The organism is Brachybacterium vulturis (genome assembly GCF_002407185.1).
GTDB classification, from domain to species: domain Bacteria; phylum Actinomycetota; class Actinomycetes; order Actinomycetales; family Dermabacteraceae; genus Brachybacterium; species Brachybacterium vulturis.
On record NZ_CP023563.1, the window covers coordinates 117,765 to 133,082 of the forward strand.

Below are 15,318 nucleotides of genomic sequence, written 5' to 3' on the forward strand. Positions count from 1 at the left end.
TCGTCGGGGATCCCAGTATCCCAGCTGCCGCGGGCCGCACCTCACTCCTCGGACGGGGTGAGCTCCTGGGGAGGCGCCTCGGTCTCGAGGTGGTCGGCCATCGCCTGCAGGAAGTCGATCGCCGCAGGTCGGGCCGATGCCGGGACCGCCCGGGCGATCTCGAGCATCTGCTCGTGCATGCCGCTGAGCCGCTCCCTGACCTGGGAGTGCGCATGGTCTGTGGCCACCACGATCCGGGAGCGTCCGTCACGGGGATGGGGTGCCCGCTCGAGGTGGCCGGAGGCGGTGAGCCGGTCGAGCAGCTTCGAGGTCGAGGCACCGGAGATCTCCAGCTGCTGGGCGAGCCGCAGCGGGGTGACGGGGTCCCCGGCCAGCTCATGGGCGATGACGCATCTCAGCGCCGCGAGGTCCGTCATGTTCATGCCCATGCCGGCACTCATGCGCCGGCGCATCTCGTGGTCCGCGCGGCGGAAGCGACGGGTGGCCGAGAGCAGTTCGACGGCGGAATCGGCATCGCCGTACCAGTACGTGTGCGCGTCGCCGACGTCATCGCGCTGTGGGGCCTCGGTCATGCCTGGATGTTACAGTTCATGTGCGTAGATAGGCTAAGTTTCTTTGGGGAGGGACCATGATCGACAGTCGTCCAGCTCAGACCGACGCAGAGGACCATGTCATCCTCGTGGAGCCCGACGGCTCCCCCCGCGGTTTCGCCCCGCGCGCCACGGTCCATTCACGCGAGACCCCGCTCCACCTGGCCTTCTCCTGCTACGTGATCCGTGAGGACGCTCGGGTGCTGCTCACCCGTCGCGCCCTGACCAAGCGCACCTGGCCCGGGGTGTGGACGAACTCCTTCTGCGGCCACCCCCGCCGGGGCGAGTCCTTCGCCGAGGCGATCGCCCGCCATGCCCAGCACGAGCTGGGGATGAGGGTGCGGACCCCCGAGGAGGCGCTCCCGGACTTCCGTTACCGCGCTGTGGACGCCTCCGGCATCGTCGAGAACGAGATCTGCCCGGTCTTCCTCGCCGTCGCCGACGGCGAGGCCGCACCGAACCCGGCAGAGGTGATGGATCTGCGGTGGGTCGCCCCTGCCGAGCTCGCCTCTCTCGTCGAGCTCTCACCCTGGACCCTCAGCCCGTGGACGGCCTCCCAGGTCCCTCAGCTGCGCGGGATCCTCGAACGTGTTCCCGCGAGTGCTCCGTGACCACCGCGCACCAGCATGCCGTCGAGGGCGAGATCCAGCGCCTGCTGAGCCTCGGCGCGACCCGCCCCGGAGCTCTGCCGCTGCCCGATCACCACGACCTGTGGGACGCCTTCTCCCGGGCCAGCGACGGTGGGAAGCGGTTCCGCCCGAGCCTGCTGCTGTCTGCCCACCAGGCCCTCGGCGGTACTCGGGAGCCCGCCGCGGTCCAGGTGGCAGCGGCACTGGAGCTGCTGCACACCGCCCTGGTCGTGCAGGACGACGTGATCGACGGCGACCAGGTCAGGCGCGGGGTGCCGAGCCTGCCCGGAGGCATCGCCGCCGATGCCCGACGCCGTGGCGCCGGCCCCGCCGAGGCGCGGCGGCTCGGGGAGGCGGCCGGCATCCTGGCCGGTGATCTGGGCCTGATCGCGGCGATGCGGGCGATCGCCCGCTGCGAGGCGCCCGCCCCGGTGATCGAACGGCTGCTGGACCTGTTCGAGAGCACTCTGCACGCCACCGCGGCCGGGGAGCTCGCCGATGTGCGCCTCCAGCTGGGTCCGGCGCACGGCTCGGTGGTGCTGCGGGAGGCGCTCGCCGTCGCCGAGCTGAAGACCGCTCTCTACTCCTTCCAGCTGCCGCTGCGGGCCGGGGCCCTCCTGGCCGACGCCTCGCCCGAGGTGCTCGCCGCCCTCGATGAGATCGGCAGCCTGCTCGGCATCGGCTTCCAGCTGTTCGACGATCTGCTGGGCGTGTTCGGCGACGAGCGCCGCACCGGCAAGAGCGCGCTCGGAGACCTGCGCGAGGGCAAGCGCACCGCCCTCATCGCCCACGCCTCGACCACCGACTCCTGGGACGCGCTGCAGCCGCTGCTGGGACGCGAGGATCTCGACGAGGCGGGGGCGCGCCGCGCTCGGGACCTGCTGACCTCCGGCGGCTCCCGCGCCTGGGTCGAGGACCTCGCCCGCTGGCACGTGACCAGCGCGGCCGAGGCGGCCGAGCGTCACGAGCTGCCACCGGGCCTCGCCGTCGCGCTCGATCTCGCGACGGCGGAGATCCTCCGCGCCGCGGACCTCACCCTGCCGACGACCGTTCCGGCCGATGCGGCGCCGGTCCGGCGCCGCGCCGAAGAAGGGCTCCCCGCATGAGCAGTCCCGGCTCCGCTGCCCACGACACCCCACTGGTCCTGGTCACCGGTGCCAGCGGCTACATCGGCGGGCGCCTCGTCCCCGCCCTGCTGGAGGCCGGGCTGCGGGTGCGCGCCATGGCGCGCCACGCCGACCGGCTCCGGGACCGTCCCTGGAGAGACCAGGTCGAGGTGGTCGAGGCCGACGTGGAGGACCCGGCGAGCCTGGATGCCGCGCTCGAGGGGATCGACGTCGCCTACTACCTGATCCACGCCATGGGCGCGGGTCGCCGCTTCGCCGACCGCGACCGGCAGGGTGCGCGGTCCTTCGCCGGCGCCGCGGCGCGCGCCGACGTGCGGCGGATCGTCTACCTCGGCGGCATCCACCCCGAGGGGGTCGAGCTCTCGGCGCACATGGCCTCCCGCAAGGAGGTCGGAGACATCCTGCTGGCCGGTCCGGTCCCCGCGGTGGTGCTGAGAGCGGCGGTGATCCTCGGCTCCGGCAGCGCCTCCTTCGAGATCATGCGCCACCTCGCCGAGCGGCTGCCGGTGATGATCGCACCGCAGTGGGTGCGCAACCGGATCCAGCCGACCGCTGTGCGCGACGTGCTCCACTACCTCGTCGCGGCGGCCCGGCTCGAGGGGGCCCCGAACCGCACCTTCGACGTGGGCGGCCCGGATGTGCTGACCTTCGCCCAGCTGCTGCATGCCTACGCCCGCGCCGCGGGCCTCCCCCGACGCCGCATCCGCACGGTGCCGGTGCTGACCCCGCGCCTGGCCAGCCACTGGATCGGTCTGGTGACCCCGGTGCCCACCGGGATCGCCCGCCCGCTGGTCGAGTCGCTGATCCATGAGTCCGTCGCGGCCGAGCACGACCTGCACGACCTCGTGCCCGACCCCGAGGGGGGCCTGACCGGGGTGGGCCGCGCGATCGAGCTGGCCCTGACCCGCATCCGCGAGCTCGACGTCGCCACCGCCTGGCACTCCGCGACGCCCGCCGGAGCGCCCTCCGCCCCGCTGCCCGAGGATCCCGACTGGTCCGGCGGGATCGTGCGCGGCGACCAGCGCGAGCGCCGCGTCGACGCCTCCCCCGAGACCCTATGGGCGGTGATCGAAGGCATCGGCGGTCGGCACGGCTGGTACTCCTGGCGCCTGGGCTGGGTCGCGCGCGGGCTGATGGACCGCGTCGTCGGCGGGCCGGGACTGCGTCGTGGCCGCCGCCACCCCGACCGGCTCGTCGTCGGCGACGCGGTGGACTGGTGGCGGGTCGAGCGCCTCGAGGACAGCCGGCTGCTGCGCCTGCGCGCCGAGATGCGGCTGCCCGGACAGGCGTGGCTCGAATTGGCGGTGGCACCGACCGACGACGGGCGCGCGATCCTCCACCAGCGCGCGATCTACCATCCCCGCGGGCTGCTCGGGGACCTCTACTGGTGGGCCGTCTGGCCCTTCCACGGGATCGTGTTCGGCGGCATGCAGCGCAACATCGCCCGCGCCGCGGAGACCGCCGGTCCCGTCCGCGCCCGGGCACGGCCGACGCCCCACGACGCCGCGACGACGTCCGGGGCCTCCCGCTCTCCCGATGACCCCGATGCTCCCGGAGGGATCGCATGACCGGCCCGCTCGTCCGTCGGCTCGCTGTGACAGTGAGCTTCCTGCTGGCGATGCTCGGCACCGCGATCGGCGTCGGCGCCTTCGGGGGCGACCCGATCGACGAGGCCGCCGGCGGCCTGCTCGCCGCCGACGCCACCCACCTGGCACCCGCCGGCTCCGCCTTCACGATCTGGTCGGTCATCTACGTCGGGCTCGGCGCCTTCACGCTGTGGCAGTGGTGGGACTCGCGCGATGCACGCGGCATCGCCCCGCCGGCGATCGCCTCGCTGCTGCTGAACGCCGCGTGGATCCTCACCATCCAGGCCGGCCGGGTCGGGCTCAGCGTGGTGGTGATCGCACTGCTGCTGGCGGTCCTCGCGGTTCTCTTCCGCCGCCTCACGGCCGTGCCGCCCGGCGGTGCGCTCGAGCGGATCGTCGTGGACGGCACCTTCGGCCTGTATCTGGGCTGGGTCAGCGTCGCGACCTGCGCGAACATCGCCGCCGCGCTCAAGGGTGCCGGGTTCTCCGGCTTCGGCGCCCCCTCGCTGCTGGCCATCGTCGTGCTCGCGGTGGTGGCGGTGATCGGTGTGGGACTGGCCATCGCCGGTCGCCGCCCGGTCGCCGCACCGCTGGCGATGATCTGGGGCCTGGCCTGGATCGCCGTCGGCCGCGCGACGGACGAGCCCCACGCCCCGGCGGTCGCGATCGCCGCTGCGGTCGCCGCCGCCGTGATCGCCCTCGCCGCCGCCGCGCAGTGGCTCCGCCCCCGACGCCGCGGGCTCGCCTCCACGACGCGCACTGCAACGACGACGACGACGGCGAGGAGGGTCCGATGACGGCCCGCAGCGCGGCTCACGTCGCGAGGAACCGCTACGACCGGGTCGCTCAGCGCAGCGCCGGCTGCGTGATCGCCGGCTACTCCACGTCCTTCGGGTGGGCGACCAGGCTGCTCGACGAGCCCGTGCGCACCCATGTGCGCAGCATCTACGCCCTGGTCCGCATCGCCGATGAGACGGTCGACGACCCGGACCCGACGTTCCCGGCCTGCGAGCGGTCCCGGCTGCTGGAGGACCTCGCCGCCGAGACGGCGCGCGCCGTCGCCGGCGCCCGGTCCACCAATCTCGTGGTGCAGGCCTTCGCCCTCACGGCGCGGCGCTGCGGCATCGGTTCCGCGCTCATCGAGCCCTTCTTCGCGTCCATGCGCGCCGACCTCGACGTCTCCACGCACGACGAGGCGAGCCTCGCGCAGTACGTGCACGGCTCCGCCGAGGTGGTGGGGCTGATGTGCCTGCGGGTGTTCCTGGACGGGGATGATGCCGCCTATGCACGGCTCGCCCCGGCGGCGAGCGCGCTCGGCGCCGCCTTCCAGAAGGTGAACTTCCTGCGGGACCTCGCCGAGGACCACGACGAGCTCGGGCGCACCTATTTCCCGGGCCTGGACGTCGAGGACTTCGGCGATCTCGAGCGCGACCGGCTGCTCGACGACATCGATGCCGACCTCGCCCAGGCGGCGACGGCGATACCGCAGCTGCCCGTCTCCAGCCGCCGCGCCGTGGCCGCCGCCCACGGCTTCTACGGCGCGCTCTCGCGCCGGCTGCGCGCCACCCCGGCCCAGCAGATCCGCCGTGCCCGGGTGCGGGTCCCCGACCACGAGAAAGCAGTGATCATGGCCCGTGCCGTGCTCGGGGCCCGCCGATGAGCGCCCGCCCCACCCCGGATATGCAGGACTCGAGCGCCACTGAGGGGACCGCCGTCGTCATCGGCGGCGGCATCTCCGGCCTCGCCACGGCCGCCCTTCTGGCCCGGGACGGCTACCGGGTGGAGCTGGTCGAGGCGCGCGAGCAGCTCGGCGGCCGCGCCGGCAGCTGGGAGCAGGACGGGTTCCGCTTCGACACCGGCCCCTCCTGGTACCTGATGCCCGAGGTGTTCGACCACTTCTTCCGCCTGCTGGGCACCTCCGCCGCCGCACAGCTGGACCTCGAGAGACTGGACCCCGGCTACCGGGTGTTCTTCGAGGACCACGAGGAACCGGTGGACATCCACGCCTCCGTGGCCCGGAACGCGACCGCCTTCGAGGCGATCGAGCCCGGTGCCGGGCGGGCCCTGGACCAGTACCTCGACTCCGCCCAGCACACCTATGAGATGGCGCTGGAGCACTTCCTCTACTCCTCGTTCACCCGTCGCCGGGAGCTGCTGACCGCCCCGCTGCTCGCCCGGGCGCCGCGGCTGCTGCAGCTGCTCGTCGAGCCGCTCGAGCGCTTCGTCGGCCGACGGTTCCAGGATCCGCGGCTGCGGCAGATCCTCGGCTATCCGGCCGTGTTCCTGGGCTCCTCCCCGGACCGCACCCCGAGCATGTACCACCTGATGAGCACCATGGACCTCACCGGTGGGGTGCTCTACCCCCAGGGCGGGTTCGCCCGGCTGATCGAGGTGATCGCCCACCTCGCCGAGCGCGAGGGCGTGCGCCTGCGCACCGGCACCCGCGCCACGCGGATCCTCACCGCCCCGCAGCCGGGCCGGCGCCGCCCCCGGGCGGTCGGCGTCGAGATCCAGGAGGCCGACGGGACGGTGCACGAGCTGCCCGCCGACGTGGTCGTCGCGACCGCCGATCTGCATCACGTGGAGACCACCATGCTGCCGCCGGCGCTGCAGACCTACCCGCAGCGCTGGTGGGAGAAGGCCACCTCCGGTCCGGGCGCGGTGCTGCTCATGCTGGGGGTGGGGGGATCCCTGCCCCAGCTGGCCCATCACAGCCTGTTCTTCACCCGGGACTGGAAGGAGAACTTCGGCGCGATCCGTGAGGGCCGTGTCCCCTCCCCGGCCTCGCTCTACGTGTGCCGGCCCTCGGCGACCGATCCCTCGGTCGCCCCGCCCGGGCAGGAGAACCTGTTCGTCCTGGTCCCGATGCCGGCCGAGCCCGGACTGGGGCACGGCGGGATCGACGGGACGGGATCGAGCGCGGTCGAGGCCATCGCCGACGAGGCCGTCGCACAGATCGCCGCCGGGGCAGGCATCCCCGACCTCGCCGAGCGGGTGGTGGTGCGCCGCACCGTCGGCCCGGAGGAGTTCGCGACCGACCTGCGCACCTGGAAGGGCGGCATGCTGGGCCCCGCGCACACCCTGCGCCAGAGCGCGTTCCTGCGCGCCGGGAACGCCTCGCGGAAGGTCGACTCCCTGCTGTACGCGGGATCCAGCACGATCCCGGGGATCGGCCTGCCGATGTGCCTGATCAGCGCCGAGCTGGTCGCCAAGCGTCTGCGCGGCGACCACTCGGCCGCGCCGCTGCCCGAGCCCGCGTCCGCATCGGCGCCCACCGCGCAGAGCGGGGCGGAGGCATGACCTCGCTGGTGTACCTCCTCGCGCTGCTGATCCCGCTGGTGTGCATGGGTCTGCTGGATCGGCGCTTCCGCCTGGTGCTGTGGCGTGCCCCCCGGCGCGCGGCGCTCGTGCTGGTGGCGGGGATCGTCCTGTTCCTGCTCTGGGACCTCGCCGCGATCGCTGCCGGCCACTACCGGATGGGGGCGAGCCCGTGGATGACCGGGATCCTGCTGGGCCGCGAGCTCCCGCTCGAGGAGCTGGTGTTCATCACCTTCCTCAGCTATCACGCCCTGGTGCTGTGGGGGCTGGTGGACCTGCTGCTGGGGCGGGTCCGCCGCCGGAGCAGCGTCGGCGACCGGGAGGGGGCACGATGAGCTACGCCGCCCTGGCCGGGCTGTTCCTGCTGGTGCCTCTCGCGGTCCTGGTGCTGGCCGTCGTGCGGCGCCGCCCCGGACGCCGCTGGTGGCTGACCACCGCGGTGACGCTCGCGGGGCTGCTGGTGCTCACCGTCGTGTTCGACACGGTGATGATCGCCACGGACCTGTTCCGCTTCGCCGAGGACGACCTGCTGGGGATCAGGCTCGGCCTGGCCCCGCTGGAGGACCTGGCCTGGCCGCTGGCCGCCGGGCTGCTGCTGCCCGCGCTGTGGCTGCTGCTGACCCCGCAGGAGGAAGAATGACCGCTGTGAGCACCGCCCCCCGTGCGGCGGCTCAGCTGCTGGGCACCTCGCGCCCGCTGAGCTGGGTCAACACCGCCTACCCCTTCGCCGCCGCCTACCTGCTGGCCGGGGGCGGTGTCGATGCGGCCCTGGTGGTGGGCACGCTGTTCTTCCTCATCCCCTACAACCTGCTGATGTACGGGGTGAACGACGTCTTCGACCACGAGTCCGATCTGCGCAATCCCCGCAAGGGCGGGGTCGAGGGCATCGTGCTGGATCGGCGCGTGCACCGGCTCACGCTGTGGTCCGCGGCGCTGACGACGCTGCCCTTCGCGGTGGCGCTGCTGGCGATGGGCGGCGCGGTCTCCGCACTGGTGCTGCTGGTGGTGCTCGCGGCCGTGGTCGGGTACTCCGCCCCCGGGCTGCGGCTCAAGGAGCGCCCGGGGCTGGACTCGGTGACCTCCTCCACCCATTTCGTGGGCCCGGCCGCGTTCGGGCTGGCCCTCGCCGGGGCGCCGCTGGGACTCACCGCGGCGGCGTCTCTGGTGGCGTTCTTCCTGTGGGGCATGGCCTCGCACGCCTTCGGCGCGGTCCAGGACGTCCAGCCCGACCGGTACGCCGGCATCGGGTCGATCGCCACCGTGATCGGGGCGGCGCGCACGGTGCGGCTGTCGCTGGTCCTCTATGCCGCCGCCGGGGCGGTGATGCTGCTGACCGGGTGGCCGGCCGCCCTCGCCGGGCTGCTCGCGCTGCCCTACCTGGTGAGCATCTGGCCGTTCCGCGCGCTCAGCGACGATCGGGCGGAGCAGGCCAACCGCGGCTGGCGGCGCTTCCTGTGGCTGAACCTGGTGACGGGGTTCCTGCTCACCCAGCTGCTGATCGTGATCGCGCTGATGCGCTGATCTCGCGCGGGTGCGGAGCCGCTCACCGGGCGGGCCGTGCGCGTCGCCGCTCGGCACGACCGGTGCGATGCCACGGCAGTGCCGTCGTCCTTCCTGCGTGAAGGGTCCGGCATCGACGGTCAGCCGATCATGATCCCGGCGATGGTGGCGCTCATGAGGTTCGCGAGGGTGCCGGCGAGGATCGCCTTCAGCCCCAGCTGCGCGATCTCGGAGCGCCGCTCGGGAGCGATGCCGCCGAGCCCGCCCAGCAGGATCCCCAGGGAGCTGAGGTTCGCGAAGCCGGTCAGCGCGAAGCTCGTGATGGCGGCGGTCTTCGGGCTGAAGGTCTCGATCTGCGGTGCGAAGTCGGAGAAGGCCACGAACTCGTTGACGACCACCTTCTGGCCCACGAAGCTGCCGGCGGCGACCGCCTCGTCCCAGGGCACCCCGATCATCGCCATGATGGGTGCGAACAGCCAGCCCAGGATCTGCTCGAAGGTGAGGTCGCCGGCGCCGAACCAGCCGCCGACGAGTCCGATCAGCAGGTTGATCAGGGCGATCAGCGAGATGAAGGCGAGCAGCATGGCGCCGACGTTCACGGCCAGCTTGAGCCCGTCGGCCGCACCGCCGGCGGCGGCATCGATGACGTTCGCGTACCCGGTGTCCGTCTCCTCGTCCTCGCGGTCCGGGGCGGGGGCCTCCGCTGCGCTCTCTCCGTCGGCCGTGGCGGTGGTGGTGGTGCCGGTCCCCGCCGCGTCGGCCGATCGCGCGGAGCGCCCGCGGCTGTCGGCCGTGACGAGCGCGGCCTCCCGCGCCACCGCGTCCGGGTCGTTCTCCGGCACCAGGATCTTGGCCATCAGCAGCGCGCCCGGCGCCGCCATGAAGCTCGCGGCGATGAGGTACTCCAGCGGCGCGCCCAGGAGCGAGTAGCCCACCAGCACGGAGCCGGCGACGGTGGAGAGGCCGCCCACCATCACCGCGAACAGGCCGGAGCGGGACAGGCCCTTGACGTAGGGGCGGATCACCAGCGGCGCCTCGGTCTGGCCCACGAAGATGTTCGCGGCGGCGTTGACGGACTCGCCGTAGCTGGTGCCGAGGGCCTTGCCCAGCGCCCCGCCGAGCCACTGGACCACCTTCGGCAGGATCTTCCAGTGGTAGAGCACTGCGGTCAGCGAGGCGAAGAAGACGATCACCGGCAGCACCTGGAGCGCGAAGATGCTGCCCTCGCCCTCCTTCGGCAGCAGCGGCCCGAACAGGAAGGAGATGCCGGCGCCCGAGGTGTCGATGACGGCCTGGAAACCGGCGGAGACCTTCTCCAGCACCCACTGGCCCGGTCCCCAGTACAGGACCATCACCCCCAGACCGAGCTGGATCGCGAAAGCACCGATCACGGTGCGCAGCCGGATCGCCCTGCGATCGCTGGACAGCGCGACGGCGATGAGAAGGAGCCCGGCCATCCCGCCGATGCCCCACAGCAGGTCGATCATCACGCTCACCTCATTGTGGATCGGGAACAGAGCGATGTCGTGCGGGCCAGTCTAGGGGCGAGGCGCGCGGAGGGGCCGAGCAGCTGGACGGCGCGGGGCCGACGGGTCGCGGGCACCCGACTACGGTGTCCCCATGGATCGAGCCCGGCCGTTGCACGTGCGCGCCTCCGCCGCGGAGGTGCCGGACGAGGCGCTGGTCGCCGAACTGCGGGAACTGCTCGCCCGGGCCGACGGGGTGGAGGAGCTGGCCGGGCGCATGGCGCTGCTCTCCGACCCGCGGCGCCTGCAGATCCTGTTCTGCCTGCACGCCCACCCCGGGGTGCGCAGCTCGGACCTCGCCAGCGTGCTCGGCGCGCACGAGTCGACCACCTCGCACGCCCTGGCGGTGCTGCGGGAGGCCGGCTGGGTGCGGGCCCGGCGGGCGGGCCGCGAGGTGCGGTACGAGCTGGCCGAGGGATCCATCCACGAGCTGCTGCACCAGCTCGGCTCCGCGCACCTGCCCGGGGTCCATCACCCGGGGGAGCACGCCGGGGAGCCGCCGCACGGCCACGGCTGAACCGCTCGCCGACACTCCGCGGCACGCCGCTCTGCGACCCTGCCGATACTTGTACCTTTGTGCAAGTGATCGGGAAGGAGGGTCATGACCACCACCCACCGCACCTCCGCGCCGTCGGCTGCTCCGCCGCCGGCCGCCGCATCGTCGACCGCTGACCCGCTGGCCGCAGCGTCGCCGGCATCCCGCGATCCCCTCGGACTGCGCTCCCGCGCCCGCCGCAGCACCCTGCTCCTCGCCGTGCTCGGAGGTCTCGTCGCTCTCAGCCTCCTGCTGTGCGTGGGCATCGGCCCGGTCCCGCTCTCCCCCGCGGTCACGCTGCAGGTCATCGCCCATCACCTCGGGCTCCCGGTCGCCGCGCCCACCGACCCGGCGGCCGAGGCGATCATCTGGTCGGTCCGGGTGCCACGGGTGCTGATGGGGACGGCGGTCGGGGCCTGCCTCGCGATCAGCGGTGCGGCGCTGCAGGCGATGGTGCGCAACCTGCTGGCCGACCCGTACATCCTCGGCGTCTCCGGCGGCGCCTCCACCGGTGCGGCGGCGGCGATCCTGTTCGGCGTGGGTGCGGCGCTGGGCGAGTACGCGCAACCGGTGCTGGCCTTCGTCGGGGCGCTCGCCGCGGCGCTGCTGGTGTTCGTCATCGCGCGCAGCAACGGACGCGTCACCTCGCTGCGGCTGCTGCTGTCCGGGGTGGCGGTCGGCTACGCGCTCTCCGCAGTGACCAGCCTGCTGATCTTCTCCTCCGACTCCGCGGAGGGCTCGCGCTCGGTGATGTTCTGGATGCTGGGCTCGCTGTCCCTGGGCCAGTGGAACGCCTTCCTGGTGATCGCGCTGGTGGCCGGGCTGCTCGGCACCCTGGTGCTCACCGCCCGGGCCCCGCTGCTGGATGCCCTCGCCGCCGGGGACGGCATCGCCCACGGCCTGGGCATCTCCCCGGACCGCGCCCGCATCGGACTGCTGGTGGTGGTCTCGCTGTGCACCGCGGCCGCCGTGGCCGGCGCCGGGGCGATCGGCTTCGTGGGCCTGGTGATCCCGCACCTGGCCCGGCGCCTGGTGGGATCCCGCCACCGGGTCGCGATCCCGGCGAGCGCGCTGCTGGGGGCCGGGTTCCTGGTGTGGGCCGACGTCGTCGCGCGCCTGGTGATGGCGCCGCGGGAGCTGCCCATCGGGGTGATCACCGCGGCCGTGGGCGCGCCGTTCCTGCTGATCCTGATCCGCCGGATGCAGGCGCGGGAGGGGTGAGCCCGGGGCATCCTCCCGGCTCATCGTCCGGGCTCCGCGCTCCCGGCGCCCCTGTCTCCCGCTCCTCCTCCGCGCTCATCCGCCGTCTCCCGAAGGGCCGACCATGACCTCCTCCCCCACCCGCCGCACCGTGATGACCTCCCTCCTGGGGGTCCTCGGTCTCGGAGCGACCGCCTGCACCGCCTCCGGCCACGGCGCGCAGGCGAGCGGCGAGGACGGGGGCTCCGACGAGGGCTTCCCCCTGACCCTCACCGACTGCGACGCCGAGGTGGTCCTCCCGGCGGCGCCCGAGCGGGTGGTGCTCCTGGACAGCGCCCCGGTGACCACCCTCGCCGGGCTCGGGGTGCTGGACCGGGTCGTCGCCCGCGCCGGCTCCTTCCCGGAGGGCTACTACGACGACGACCTCACCGGCCGCCTCGCGGGGATCCCGGTGCTCTCCGAGGACATCGACACCACCGGTCACCTGCAGATCAGCCAGGAGGTGGTGATCGCGCAGCGGCCGGACCTGGTGCTGGGCCTGCCCGACGGCGTCACCCGCGAGGGGCTGCGCGCCGCCGGCGCCGAGGTGCTGATCCCGCGCTCGTACTGCGGCGGCCTCGAGGAGCGGGCGCGCTTCGAGATGCTCTTCGAGGAGATCAGCACGTACGGGGCGGTGTTCGACCGCGCGGCCGAGGCCGTGGCACTGGTCGGAGCGCTGCAGGAGCGGATCGAGACCGCCGCCGCGCTCCCGCTCGGGGTGAGCACCGCGGCGGTGCTGTACGCGAGCGCCGGTGGCGGACCGCTGTACGCCTATGGCGCGCCCTCGATGGCCACCGCGCAGCTGGACGCCCTGGGGATCGAGAACGTGTTCGCCGGCACCGCGCAGCGGGTGTTCGAGAGCGGGACCGAACCGCTGCTGGCGGCCGACCCCGACCTGCTCATCGTGCTGCACGAGGGCACCGTCCCCGAGGAGGAGCTGCTCACCGAGCTGCTCGGCAGCAGCCGCCTCGACTCGCTCCGCGCCGTGCAGGACAGCGCGGTGCTGCCGCTGCTGTTCAACTTCACCGAGCCCGCCTCGCCGCTGATCGTCGACGGGCTCGAACGGATCGGCGACTGGCTGAGCGAGCAGGAGCAGGCGGGATGAGCGAGGTGGTGCTCGAGGCGCGCGGACTCACCCACCGCTTCGGGGCCCTCGAGGTCCTGCAGGGGGTGGACCTGACCGCCCACCGGGGCGAGGTGGTGGGGCTGGTGGGCCCCAACGGCAGCGGGAAGACCACCGCGCTGCGGATCCTGCACCGGGACCTGGTGCCCGATGCCGGGCAGGTGCGGCTCGAGGGCCGGGATCTCGCCACGCTGTCCGGGCGTGAGCGGGCGCGTCACCTCGCGGTGATGGCGCAGGACAGCCCTTCCGAGCTGCCGATCACCGCGGCCGATGCGGTGATGCTGGGGCGACTGCCCCACCGCGGCGTCTTCGGCGCCACCACCGGCGCCGATGAGCGCCTCGCCGCCGAGGCCCTCGAGCTGGCCGGCGCCCTGCACCTGGCCCGCCAGGACCTCTCCACCCTCTCCGGCGGCGAGCGCCAGCGGGTGCTGATCGCCCGGGCCCTGGCCCAGCAGCCGCGCCTGCTGCTGCTCGACGAGCCGACGAACCACCTCGACATCGGCGCCCAGCACCACACCCTCCAGCTGGTGCGCGCGCAGCGCCTGACCACGATCGTGGTGCTGCATGATCTGAACCTCGCCGCCCGCTACTGCGACCGGGTGGTGGTGCTGGCGGGCGGCCGGATCCAGGCCGACGGACCGCCGTCCGAGGTGCTCGATGAGGCACTGGTCGGCGAGATGTACGCGGTCGCGGCGGAGCGTCGGACCGCCGCCGACGGGACCGCACAGCTCCTGTTCCGAGGGCTGTAGATCTCACCATGGACAACACTGTGCGTCACACACTATGGTGTGGCGTATGAGCGTTCCTCCCGATCTCCATCTGCAGGAGCTGCGCCGCGGCACCGTGGTGCTGGCATGCCTGCAGCTGCTGCGCACCCCCGGGTACGGCTACGGCCTGCTCGAGGATCTCGAGCGCCACGGGTTCAGAACCGACGCCAACACGCTCTACCCCCTGCTGCGACGACTCGAGAAGCAGGAATTCCTCACCAGCGAGTGGAACACCGACGAGGCCCGGCCGCGGAAGTTCTACCGCACCACACCCGAGGGTGAGCGCCTCGCGAACACCCTGACCGCGGAGTGGAGCGTCCTGACCGGCGCGATCCGTTCTCTCACCACCACCGACCCTGTCTCCGGCGAGGAGCACTGACATGCCCGCGACACTCACCACCCGCTACATCGACGCCACCGTCCGCTCCCTGCCGACCGAGGTCCAGGAGGACGTCCGCGAGGAGCTCTCCGCCTCCATCGCCGACGCCGTCGAGGCCCGCCTCGCCCAGGGTGAGGACCCTCGCGCCGCCGAACGCGCCGTCCTCACCGAGCTCGGGGATCCCGCCGTGCTCGCGGCCGGCTACGCCGACCGGCCGCTCCAGCTGATCGGACCGCGCTACTTCCTCACCTGGCTCCGTCTCCTGCGGCTGGTGCTGATGATCGTCGTGCCCGTCGTCGCGGTCATCGTCGGCCTCGTCGAGGGCCTCTCCGGCGGCAGCGTCGGCGACGTGATCGGCGAGGTCATCAGCGTCGGCCTCTCCGTCGCCGTCCATATCGCGTTCTGGGTGACCGTGGCGTTCGCGGTCCTCGAACGCAGCGGCGCGGAGACCGGCCTGACCTGGACCGTGGATCAGCTCCCGGAGCAGCGGAGCACCGGCACCGGCCGGGCGGACCTGATCGCCTCGCTGAGCTTCCTGGCCCTGGCGCTCGGCGCCCTCGCCTGGGACCGACTGCGGGGCCTGGCCACCGTGGACGGCGAGACCCTGCAGGCCCTCCATCCCGGCCTCTGGTCCGCCGGGATCCTGGTCCTGGTGGCGCTGGTGCTGCTGGAGGCCGCACTCGCCGTGGTGATCTACCGGCGCGGCCGCTGGAGCATCGGGACGGCGGTGGCGAACTCCGCGCTCGCGGTGGGCTTCATGAGCTGGTCGCTGACCCTGCTGGGCCGGGAGCAGCTGCTGAACCCGGAACTGCTCGCGGCCGCCCGCAGTCACGGCGTGGACGCGGAGTCGATGCGGATCCTGGGGATCGCGCTGGTGCTGCTCATCGTGGGCATCGCCCTCTGGGACATCGTCGACGGCTGGGTGAAGACTGCCCGTGATCGCCGGCGCTGACGCGGTGCGGGGCAGGAGCGGTGGGTGAGCGGACCGTGAGCGGGCCG

General features: G+C 73.2%; 17 protein-coding genes. 15 read left to right on the forward strand and 2 right to left on the reverse strand.

Annotation, left to right across the window (positions count from 1 at the left end; genetic code table 11):
• Positions 1 to 41: 41 nt before the first annotated feature.
• Positions 42 to 572, reverse strand: coding sequence for a MarR family winged helix-turn-helix transcriptional regulator (locus CFK38_RS00480; RefSeq protein ID WP_096801301.1), 531 nt, complete (start codon positions 570 to 572; stop codon positions 42 to 44).
• A gap of 56 nt (positions 573 to 628) precedes the next feature.
• Between CFK38_RS00480 and idi the strand changes: the two genes are divergently transcribed.
• The 9 genes from idi to CFK38_RS00525 are packed head-to-tail and all read left to right on the forward strand — an operon-like array spanning position 629 to position 8,771.
• Entirely contained in the window at positions 629 to 1,201 is a 573-nt protein-coding gene (idi, locus tag CFK38_RS00485) for an isopentenyl-diphosphate Delta-isomerase (protein ID WP_096801302.1), read from the forward strand.
• Positions 1,198 to 2,325 carry a polyprenyl synthetase family protein gene (locus CFK38_RS00490; protein WP_096801303.1) on the forward strand — a complete coding sequence of 376 codons (1,128 nt, stop codon included), beginning with the start codon at positions 1,198 to 1,200 and terminating at the stop codon, positions 2,323 to 2,325. The genes idi and CFK38_RS00490 overlap by 4 nt, the downstream gene beginning before the upstream one ends.
• Positions 2,322 to 3,914 carry an SDR family oxidoreductase gene (locus tag CFK38_RS00495; protein ID WP_096801304.1) on the forward strand — a complete coding sequence of 531 codons (1,593 nt, stop codon included), beginning with the start codon at positions 2,322 to 2,324 and terminating at the stop codon, positions 3,912 to 3,914. Before CFK38_RS00490 ends, CFK38_RS00495 begins: the two co-directional genes overlap by 4 nt.
• Positions 3,911 to 4,729 (forward strand): tryptophan-rich sensory protein, encoded by an 819-nt coding sequence (locus tag CFK38_RS00500; protein ID WP_096801305.1) that lies wholly within the window; start codon positions 3,911 to 3,913, stop codon positions 4,727 to 4,729. Before CFK38_RS00495 ends, CFK38_RS00500 begins: the two co-directional genes overlap by 4 nt.
• Positions 4,726 to 5,592: a phytoene/squalene synthase family protein gene (locus tag CFK38_RS00505; RefSeq protein WP_096801306.1), complete on the forward strand. Its 867-nt coding sequence runs from the start codon at positions 4,726 to 4,728 to the stop codon at positions 5,590 to 5,592. The genes CFK38_RS00500 and CFK38_RS00505 overlap by 4 nt, the downstream gene beginning before the upstream one ends.
• Positions 5,589 to 7,232 carry a phytoene desaturase family protein gene (gene crtI / locus CFK38_RS00510; protein ID WP_096801307.1) on the forward strand — a complete coding sequence of 548 codons (1,644 nt, stop codon included), beginning with the start codon at positions 5,589 to 5,591 and terminating at the stop codon, positions 7,230 to 7,232. Before CFK38_RS00505 ends, crtI begins: the two co-directional genes overlap by 4 nt.
• The gene (locus CFK38_RS00515; RefSeq protein ID WP_096801308.1) at positions 7,229 to 7,585 is read left to right on the forward strand and encodes a lycopene cyclase domain-containing protein; all 357 of its coding nucleotides are present in this window, start codon (positions 7,229 to 7,231) and stop codon (positions 7,583 to 7,585) included. Before crtI ends, CFK38_RS00515 begins: the two co-directional genes overlap by 4 nt.
• Positions 7,582 to 7,890, forward strand: a complete 309-nt coding sequence (locus CFK38_RS00520; protein WP_096801309.1) for a lycopene cyclase domain-containing protein — start codon at positions 7,582 to 7,584, stop codon at positions 7,888 to 7,890. Before CFK38_RS00515 ends, CFK38_RS00520 begins: the two co-directional genes overlap by 4 nt.
• Positions 7,887 to 8,771: a prenyltransferase gene (locus tag CFK38_RS00525; protein WP_096801310.1), complete on the forward strand. Its 885-nt coding sequence runs from the start codon at positions 7,887 to 7,889 to the stop codon at positions 8,769 to 8,771. Before CFK38_RS00520 ends, CFK38_RS00525 begins: the two co-directional genes overlap by 4 nt.
• Positions 8,772 to 8,890: 119 nt before the next feature.
• Here the strand turns inward: CFK38_RS00525 and CFK38_RS00530 are convergent, their stop codons facing one another.
• Complete coding sequence (locus tag CFK38_RS00530) at positions 8,891 to 10,237, reverse strand: NupC/NupG family nucleoside CNT transporter (RefSeq protein ID WP_096801311.1); 1,347 nt, start codon at positions 10,235 to 10,237, stop codon at positions 8,891 to 8,893.
• 133 nt (positions 10,238 to 10,370) lie between these two features.
• On the opposite strand from CFK38_RS00530, the gene CFK38_RS00535 reads away from it, so the two are divergent.
• The 6 genes from CFK38_RS00535 to CFK38_RS00560 all read left to right on the forward strand — a co-directional run bounded on the left by CFK38_RS00535 (position 10,371) and on the right by CFK38_RS00560 (position 15,271).
• The gene (locus tag CFK38_RS00535; RefSeq protein WP_096801312.1) at positions 10,371 to 10,793 is read left to right on the forward strand and encodes an ArsR/SmtB family transcription factor; all 423 of its coding nucleotides are present in this window, start codon (positions 10,371 to 10,373) and stop codon (positions 10,791 to 10,793) included.
• Between the two features lie 84 nt (positions 10,794 to 10,877).
• The gene (locus CFK38_RS00540) at positions 10,878 to 12,032 is read left to right on the forward strand and encodes a FecCD family ABC transporter permease (protein WP_096801313.1); all 1,155 of its coding nucleotides are present in this window, start codon (positions 10,878 to 10,880) and stop codon (positions 12,030 to 12,032) included.
• Between the two features lie 103 nt (positions 12,033 to 12,135).
• A complete protein-coding gene (locus CFK38_RS00545; RefSeq protein WP_096801314.1) occupies positions 12,136 to 13,155 on the forward strand; it encodes an ABC transporter substrate-binding protein in 1,020 nt (339 codons plus the stop codon).
• Entirely contained in the window at positions 13,152 to 13,922 is a 771-nt protein-coding gene (locus CFK38_RS00550; RefSeq protein ID WP_096801315.1) for an ABC transporter ATP-binding protein, read from the forward strand. The genes CFK38_RS00545 and CFK38_RS00550 overlap by 4 nt, the downstream gene beginning before the upstream one ends.
• A 46-nt stretch (positions 13,923 to 13,968) precedes the next feature.
• Positions 13,969 to 14,319 carry a PadR family transcriptional regulator gene (locus tag CFK38_RS00555; RefSeq protein ID WP_096801316.1) on the forward strand — a complete coding sequence of 117 codons (351 nt, stop codon included), beginning with the start codon at positions 13,969 to 13,971 and terminating at the stop codon, positions 14,317 to 14,319.
• Position 14,320: 1 nt separating this feature from the next.
• Complete coding sequence (locus tag CFK38_RS00560; protein WP_096801317.1) at positions 14,321 to 15,271, forward strand: permease prefix domain 1-containing protein; 951 nt, start codon at positions 14,321 to 14,323, stop codon at positions 15,269 to 15,271.
• Positions 15,272 to 15,318 lie beyond the last annotated feature (47 nt).

Bases quoted from the DNA above. Each gene is read 5' to 3' on its own strand.
- CFK38_RS00480 (WP_096801301.1), bottom strand. From the start codon at position 572: ATGACCGAGGCCCCACAGCGCGATGACGTCGGCGACGCGCACACGTAC.
- idi (WP_096801302.1), top strand. From the start codon at position 629: ATGATCGACAGTCGTCCAGCTCAGACCGACGCAGAGGACCATGTCATC.
- CFK38_RS00495 (WP_096801304.1), top strand. From the start codon at position 2,322: ATGAGCAGTCCCGGCTCCGCTGCCCACGACACCCCACTGGTCCTGGTC.
- CFK38_RS00500 (WP_096801305.1), top strand. From the start codon at position 3,911: ATGACCGGCCCGCTCGTCCGTCGGCTCGCTGTGACAGTGAGCTTCCTG.
- CFK38_RS00505 (WP_096801306.1), top strand. From the start codon at position 4,726: ATGACGGCCCGCAGCGCGGCTCACGTCGCGAGGAACCGCTACGACCGG.
- crtI (WP_096801307.1), top strand. From the start codon at position 5,589: ATGAGCGCCCGCCCCACCCCGGATATGCAGGACTCGAGCGCCACTGAG.
- CFK38_RS00515 (WP_096801308.1), top strand. From the start codon at position 7,229: ATGACCTCGCTGGTGTACCTCCTCGCGCTGCTGATCCCGCTGGTGTGC.
- CFK38_RS00520 (WP_096801309.1), top strand. From the start codon at position 7,582: ATGAGCTACGCCGCCCTGGCCGGGCTGTTCCTGCTGGTGCCTCTCGCG.
- CFK38_RS00525 (WP_096801310.1), top strand. From the start codon at position 7,887: ATGACCGCTGTGAGCACCGCCCCCCGTGCGGCGGCTCAGCTGCTGGGC.
- CFK38_RS00530 (WP_096801311.1), bottom strand. From the start codon at position 10,237: ATGATCGACCTGCTGTGGGGCATCGGCGGGATGGCCGGGCTCCTTCTC.
- CFK38_RS00535 (WP_096801312.1), top strand. From the start codon at position 10,371: ATGGATCGAGCCCGGCCGTTGCACGTGCGCGCCTCCGCCGCGGAGGTG.
- CFK38_RS00540 (WP_096801313.1), top strand. From the start codon at position 10,878: ATGACCACCACCCACCGCACCTCCGCGCCGTCGGCTGCTCCGCCGCCG.
- CFK38_RS00545 (WP_096801314.1), top strand. From the start codon at position 12,136: ATGACCTCCTCCCCCACCCGCCGCACCGTGATGACCTCCCTCCTGGGG.
- CFK38_RS00550 (WP_096801315.1), top strand. From the start codon at position 13,152: ATGAGCGAGGTGGTGCTCGAGGCGCGCGGACTCACCCACCGCTTCGGG.
- CFK38_RS00555 (WP_096801316.1), top strand. From the start codon at position 13,969: ATGAGCGTTCCTCCCGATCTCCATCTGCAGGAGCTGCGCCGCGGCACC.
- CFK38_RS00560 (WP_096801317.1), top strand. From the start codon at position 14,321: ATGCCCGCGACACTCACCACCCGCTACATCGACGCCACCGTCCGCTCC.